7 protein-coding genes are annotated in these 7,183 nt (G+C 39.2%); all 7 read left to right on the top strand.

Annotated features, from left to right (window positions below; genetic code table 11):
* Positions 1–533 (top strand): ribosome biogenesis GTP-binding protein YihA/YsxC (yihA, locus tag AC11ZT_RS07870; protein WP_484059072.1); only part of this gene is annotated, 533 nt, incomplete at its 5' end.
* 466 nt (positions 534–999) lie between these two features.
* Positions 1,000–2,337 (top strand): glutamyl-tRNA reductase, encoded by a 1,338-nt coding sequence (hemA, locus tag AC11ZT_RS07865; protein ID WP_484059071.1) that lies wholly within the window; start codon positions 1,000–1,002, stop codon positions 2,335–2,337.
* 12 nt (positions 2,338–2,349) lie between these two features.
* Positions 2,350–3,183, top strand: coding sequence for a cytochrome C assembly family protein (locus tag AC11ZT_RS07860; RefSeq protein WP_484059070.1), 834 nt, complete (start codon positions 2,350–2,352; stop codon positions 3,181–3,183).
* Between the two features lie 18 nt (positions 3,184–3,201).
* Positions 3,202–4,116: a hydroxymethylbilane synthase gene (hemC, locus tag AC11ZT_RS07855; protein WP_484059069.1), complete on the top strand. Its 915-nt coding sequence runs from the start codon at positions 3,202–3,204 to the stop codon at positions 4,114–4,116.
* Between the two features lie 8 nt (positions 4,117–4,124).
* Positions 4,125–4,877 carry a uroporphyrinogen-III synthase gene (locus AC11ZT_RS07850; protein ID WP_484059068.1) on the top strand — a complete coding sequence of 251 codons (753 nt, stop codon included), beginning with the start codon at positions 4,125–4,127 and terminating at the stop codon, positions 4,875–4,877.
* A gap of 30 nt (positions 4,878–4,907) precedes the next feature.
* Positions 4,908–5,897 (top strand): porphobilinogen synthase, encoded by a 990-nt coding sequence (gene hemB, locus AC11ZT_RS07845; protein WP_484059067.1) that lies wholly within the window; start codon positions 4,908–4,910, stop codon positions 5,895–5,897.
* The gene (gene hemL / locus AC11ZT_RS07840; RefSeq protein ID WP_484059066.1) at positions 5,897–7,183 is read left to right on the top strand and encodes a glutamate-1-semialdehyde 2,1-aminomutase; all 1,287 of its coding nucleotides are present in this window, start codon (positions 5,897–5,899) and stop codon (positions 7,181–7,183) included. The genes hemB and hemL overlap by 1 nt, the downstream gene beginning before the upstream one ends.

The raw sequence follows: 7,183 nt of genomic DNA, 5'->3' as shown, positions 1-7,183 counted from the left end.
ATTTGCCTGAAATTGCACTTGCAGGACGATCAAATGTAGGAAAATCTTCCTTTATTAATACATTGCTGAGCAGAAAAAGTTTAGCACGTATTTCTTCTAAACCGGGTAAGACACAAACGCTAAATTTCTATATTGTGAATGACATCTTACATTTTGTAGATGTTCCTGGATACGGATATGCACAAGTTTCTAAATCGGAACGAGAAGCATGGGGAAAGATGATAGAAACGTATTTTACATCAAGAGAGCAGCTTAAGGCGACCGTTCTTATTGTAGATTTACGTCATCCTCCAACAAAAGATGATATAGCCATGTACGAGTTTTTAAAGCATTTCAACATACCAACAATCATCGTTGCAACCAAAGCTGATAAAATAAATAAAGGAAAGTATCAGGCACACTTGAAAGTTGTATTTGATACACTACGCGTCAGACAAGGCGATGAAGTAATTCTATTTTCTTCTGAAAAAGGAATTGGAAGAAATGAAGCGTGGAATGCAATTCAACATTATCTTCATAATGAAAACGTGTGACAATCGTCGCACGTTTTTTTGATAGGCTTGTTAAACTTGCCTGTTGATTTCCGCTCCAGGTGAGAGCTTTCCGCGGGCGGCTCGGGAGCCTCCTCGGCGCTATGCGCCTGCGGGGTCTCCCTTAACCCGTTTTTCCCGCAGGAGTCTCGCACCTTCCGCTCCAATCAACCTAGTTAAATCAACAATAAGATTTAACAGAGCCTATTGATAAGGGATACTAAATAAATGAAAACGCTTTTATAATAGGGGATAATTTGCTTACTTTGGAATAATAATTGGTAATAGGAAAGCAAATATGGTAATCTCATCACTTGATTACTCCTCCGTTTTTTGATAACGTAGCAAATAGAGAAGATGGACTATATTTTTTTTAGTAGAGTTTTTGTTCACAGATTTGTTGATTTTATCAAGGAACATTTGTATTATGATTAGGTTGTAATTGATTAGTTGAAGGGGGATACACTGCGTGCATATTTTAATTGTTGGTGTTAACTATAGAACTGCCCCTGTAGAAATTCGTGAAAAATTATCCTTTCAAAGCGATGAACTCGAAAGGGCAATGACTCAGCTACAGACGCAAAAGAGTATTTTAGAAAATGTAATCGTTTCTACGTGCAATCGTACGGAAATATATGCAGTTGTGGATCAGCTTCATACCGGAAGATATTATATAAAACATTTCTTGGCTGAATGGTTTCAGCTTTCTATAGAAGAAATTTCACCTTATCTATCGATTTGGGAAAATGACGGAGCAATTGAACATTTGTTTCGTGTAACGAGCGGTCTAGATTCAATGGTTATAGGGGAAACGCAAATTTTAGGACAAATTCGTTCTAGCTTTTTAGAAGCGCAAGAAAAGAAAACAACCGGTACGATTTTTAATGAATTATTTAAACAAGTGGTTACGTTAGCAAAGCGTGCCCATTCAGAAACGACAATTGATGCAAACGCAGTTTCAGTTAGTTATGCTGCCGTTGAACTGGCCAAAAAGATTTTTAACAATCTCTCAAATTGTCATGTTCTTATTCTAGGGGCAGGAAAAATGGGAGAACTTGCACTACAAAATTTATATGGTAGTGGCGTGAAAACGGTTACAGTTATTAATCGTACGTTAGAAAAGGCTGAAACAATGGCCGAAAAGTATATGGGACAAGCAAAACCGTTAGATGAATTAGAAACTGCTCTTGTGAATGCAGACATTTTAATTAGTTCTACGGGTTCTTCAAACTTCGTTATTACTAAAGGCATGATGGAAAAAGTAGAAAAAGTTCGCAGAGGACGTCCGCTATTTATGGTAGACATTGCAGTACCACGTGACTTAGATCCTGAAATGGAAAAACTAGAGAGCGTATTTTTGTATGATATTGATGATTTACAAGGAATTGTAGATGCAAATAAGGAAGAACGTCTAAAAGAAGCGGAAAAAATCGGTCTTATGATTGAAGAAGAAATCGTTGTATTTAAAGCATGGATGGAAACGCTAGGTGTAGTTCCCCTCATTTCATCCTTACGCGAAAAATCATTGCAAATTCAAAGCGAAACGATGGAAAGTATTGAACGGAAAATTCCAACGCTTACAGAACGAGAGAAAAAAGTAATCAGCAAGCATACGAAAAGTATTATTAATCAGCTGCTTAAAAATCCCATTTTAATCGCTAAAGAATTAGCAGGCGAACCGGATGCGGCTGAAAAATTAGAACTTTTTGCTAGAATTTTTGATCTCGACTTAGCACATGAAATGGAAACAAGAATTGTGAATAGGGAGAAAGAACACAGCGCCCTTTCTTCTGTCCATTCACTATAGGTTGATGATAGGATGGAACTTCTAAATAATAGCATCGTGTATCACGTTGCAATTATATTGTATGCGTGTAGCGTTAGCTTGTATTTCATAGACTATTTTCAAAGTAACCGAAGAGCAAATCGAATTGCTTTTTGGTTACTTTCCATTGTGTGGGTACTGCATACGATTTTTATGGTAATGCGTGCAGTGGAAACAACAGAAAATTCCATTCTAACGCTTTTGTCAGGGGTTTACTTTTATGTATGGCTGCTTCTTTCTCTTTCTCTTGTAATGAATCGTATTTTTCGTGTGGATTTTTTTGTTTTTTTTACAAATGTTATTGCTTTTGGAGTAGACGTATTTTCTATTTTTACTCCGATTGGAAAAACTCCTCCAGTACTTGCAAACCAGTTAATTTCTGAGCTCGTCTATGTGCATGTTGGCATGGCCTTTATCGCCTATGCAACGTTCACGGTTTCGTTTATATTTTCTTGTATGTACGTGCTACAATATACGTTATTAAAGCAAAAAAAGTGGAATAATCGATTGCGTAGATTAGGAAGTTTACAGAATTTTAATTCCCTTTCCTTTGGTTTAAATTTATTTTCCGTTCCTTTCTTCCTATTTGCACTGCTACTTGGATACATATGGGCCTATGCAAAAGTTGACCAATTTCATTGGTATGATCCAAAGGTGTCTGGTTCTTTTATTGTATTACTCGTATATAGTATAGGATTATACTTACATGGATCGGAGAAGCTGCAAGGAAGAAGTATGGCAAATTGGAACATCGGGGCATTCTTTGTGTTACTTATAAATATTTTTCTATTTACTAGTTTATCTTCTTTTCATTTTTGGCATTTTTAAACATAGGAGAGACATGACATGCGTAAAATAATCGTTGGTTCAAGAAGAAGCAAGCTTGCTTTAACACAAACAAATTGGGTAATTGATCAATTAAAAAAACAAAATGTGCCTTTTGAGTTTGAAATCAAAGAAATCGTTACCAAGGGCGATGTAATCTTGGATGTTACCTTGTCAAAAGTTGGCGGAAAAGGCTTATTTGTAAAAGAAATTGAGCAAGCAATGCTTTCAAAGGAAATTGATATGGCCGTTCACAGCATGAAGGATATGCCAGCAGTTCTTCCGGAGGGATTAACCATTGGCTGCACTCCAAAACGAGTAGATCCGCGTGATGTTTTAATTTCTAAAACAGGTGCTACGTTTGAAAATCTACCTAGCGGGGCCGTTGTCGGTACGAGTAGTCTTCGCCGGAGTGCACAGCTTTTAGCATTGCGTCCTGATTTGCAAATGAAGTGGATTCGCGGCAATATCGATACGCGCATTAAAAAGCTTCATGAAGAGGAGTATGATGCGATCGTTCTAGCAGCTGCTGGCTTGCACCGTCTTGGTTGGAGTGAAGATGTCATTACAGAATATTTAGATATGTGTGTGCCAGCTGTTGGCCAAGGTGCGCTTTCCATTGAATGCCGTGCAGATGATGAGGAATTGCTACAGGCCCTTAATAAGATGAACGATGTTGTAACAGCCAAAACGGTAGCAGCGGAGCGTGTTTTCCTTAACAAGCTAGAAGGTGGATGTCAAGTTCCAATCGCAGGTTATGCAACGCAATTAGAAACAGGAGAATTAGAGTTAACAGCATTAGTTGGATCAAAAACGGGAGATGTATTACTGAAGGAAGTTGTGTCAGGCAAGGACCCTGAACAAATTGGTAATCAGGCTGCTGATCTTCTTATTGCTCGGGGTGCAAAGCAGCTTATAGAAGAAGCAAGGGAGTAGGACGGACTATGATACAAGCTTCTTTAGCCGGCCAGACTGTCCTTATTCCACGTGCAAAGGCACAGACTGAAGAAATGGCCGAAGCGGTTCGGATGCGGGGTGGAAATCCATTCATTCTTCCTTTGTTACAAATTGTACCTACTACAAATCAGTTCAGTGCGGAAAATTTGTCTGAATACGATTGGATTTTGTTTACGAGTAAGAATAGCGTGATTCATTTCTTTCAATTAATTGGCGAAAAAAATTTACCTCCCACTTTGCAAGTAGCAGCAATCGGTACAAAAACAAAGCAAGCGTTAGTGAATAGGGGATGTAAGGTTGCCTTTGTTCCAAGTAAATTTGAGGCAGAAGCATTTGTAGAAGAATTTCTTCCTCTTATTTCAAACGAGGTACGGATTTTGTTTCCTAAAGGGAATCTAGCGCGTGATGTGATTCCAACTGCTATGCAAGAGGCTGGTTTTTCACTTCATGAAATGATTGTATATGAAACGAAGTATAATGAGGATGCAAAGTTACCTCTAATAAAAGCATTAGAAAGCGGAAGTATTGATATTATTACATTTACAAGCCCATCTACTGTTAAAAGTTTTGTCAATCTTCTTGAAGGTACGAATTGGAGACAATGGGTAAAAAGGTGTACAATTGGGTGTATCGGGCCAACTACAGAACGGGAAGCCAGAAACTATTTTACTTCGATTATAATGCCGCAAGAATATACGATTGGCGCGCTATTAGATTGTGCTTCCAGTCAAACGCGGTAAAAAAATAATAGAACTGGAGATGGAAAAACAATGGGTCATTTACAATTTCAACGTCATCGCCGCTTGCGTCAGTCTGCGAATATGCGAGCGCTAGTTAGAGAAACACACTTACATACAGAAGATTTCATTTATCCTATTTTCGTAGTTGAAGGCGAAAAAATACGCAATCCGATTCAGTCCATGCCCGGAATCGATCAATTATCAATAGATATGCTACAAGAGGAAATGCAGGAAGTTGTCGATTTAGGAATTAAATCAGTTATTGTGTTCGGAATTCCAGATGACAAGGATGATGTAGGATCTTCTGCATATTGTAGCCATGGCATTGTACAAAAAGCCATTTCAGAAATTAAAGCACATTTTCCAGAGCTAGTTGTGATTGCTGACACTTGTCTTTGTGAATATACGGATCACGGCCATTGCGGCGTAATTGAAGACGGAGTTATCTTAAATGATGAATCATTAGAATTACTTGCTAAAACGGCAGTAAGCCAAGCAAAGGCTGGAGCAGACATTATTGCACCATCAAATATGATGGATGGCTTCGTTGCTGCAATCCGTCAGGCATTAGATGAAAATGGATTTACGAATGTTCCGATTATGTCTTATGCAGTGAAATATTCATCAGCTCATTATGGCCCATTTCGTGATGCTGCCAATAGTTCACCGAAATTTGGTGATCGTAAAACGTACCAAATGGATCCAGCAAATCGCTTAGAAGCGCTTCGCGAGGCAGATTCAGATGTCCAAGAAGGAGCGGATTTTTTAATTGTGAAACCAGCGCTTTCCTACCTCGACATTATTCGTGATGTACGGAATAATGTTGATCTTCCCATTGTTACTTACAATGTAAGTGGTGAATATTCAATGGTTAAGGCTGCGGCATTGAATGGTTGGATTAACGAAAAAGAAATCGTGTTAGAGCAATTAATTAGTATGAAACGTGCAGGGGCAGACTTAATTATTACTTACTTTGCAAAAGACGCAGCAAGATGGTTGCTAGAAGGGAGCACGCGCTAATGAAACAATTTACCAAGAGCATTCAAGCCTTTGAAGAAGCAAAAAAACTTATGCCTGGCGGCGTAAATAGCCCGGTTCGCGCATTTCGTGCAGTAGGGATGAACCCGATCTTCATGGATCACGGAAAGGGTTCAAAGGTATATGACATCGATGGCAATGAGTACATCGATTATGTACTATCATGGGGACCACTGATTCTTGGCCACACAAATGAACGAGTGGTGGAAGCCTTGAAAAAAACAGCAGAAAAAGGAACAAGCTTTGGTACGCCAACCGAAATCGAAAATGAGCTTGCCAAGCTGGTCATTAGTCGTGTTCCATCTGTAGAAATCGTTCGTATGGTGAACTCTGGAACTGAAGCGACAATGAGTGCCCTTCGTTTAGCGCGTGGATACACGGGCAGAAATAAAATTTTAAAGTTTGAAGGTTGCTATCATGGACACGGTGATTCCCTTCTTATTAAAGCGGGATCAGGGGTAGCAACACTCGGATTGCCAGATAGCCCAGGAGTACCGGAAGGAATTGCACGCAATACGATTACGGTTCCTTATAATGATATTGAAGGCGTAAAAACAGCATTTCAATTACACGGTGAAGACCTTGCAGCTGTTATTGTGGAACCGGTAGCTGGGAATATGGGTGTTGTTCCGCCGCTTCCTGGATTTTTAGAAGGTTTACGTGAAATTACAAAAGAGTACGGAACGATTCTTATTTTTGATGAAGTGATGACTGGATTTCGCGTAGGATACAACTGTGGACAAGGTTATTTTGGCATTACACCGGACCTAACTTGTCTTGGTAAGGTAATTGGCGGTGGTCTACCAGTTGGAGCATTTGGTGGTAGAGCAGATATTATGGAACAAATCGCACCAAGCGGCCCAATTTATCAAGCAGGTACCTTGTCAGGAAACCCGCTTGCAATGACTGCTGGTTATGAGACACTGGTTCAGCTTACACCAGATTCTTATAAGGAATTTGAACGAAAAGCAGATCGTCTGGAAGAAGGAATCACGGCTGCAGCAAAAGCTTACGATATCCCTGCATGTGTAAACCGAGCAGGCTCGATGATTGGCTTCTTCTTTACGAACGAAAAAGTAATCAATTTCGAAACGGCGAAATCATCTAATCTTGATTATTTCTCTTCTTACTATCGTGAAATGGCAGAGCAAGGAATCTTCTTGCCTCCTTCTCAGTTTGAAGGTTTGTTCTTATCCACAACACATAGTGATGAGGATATTGAGAAAACAATAGCTGCTGCAACGGTTGCATTTTCAAAATTAAAATAA

Source organism: Ectobacillus sp., from assembly GCF_056992975.1.
Note: the sequence above shows the minus strand (reverse complement) of the source record. Positions and strands in the feature narration are given on the sequence as shown.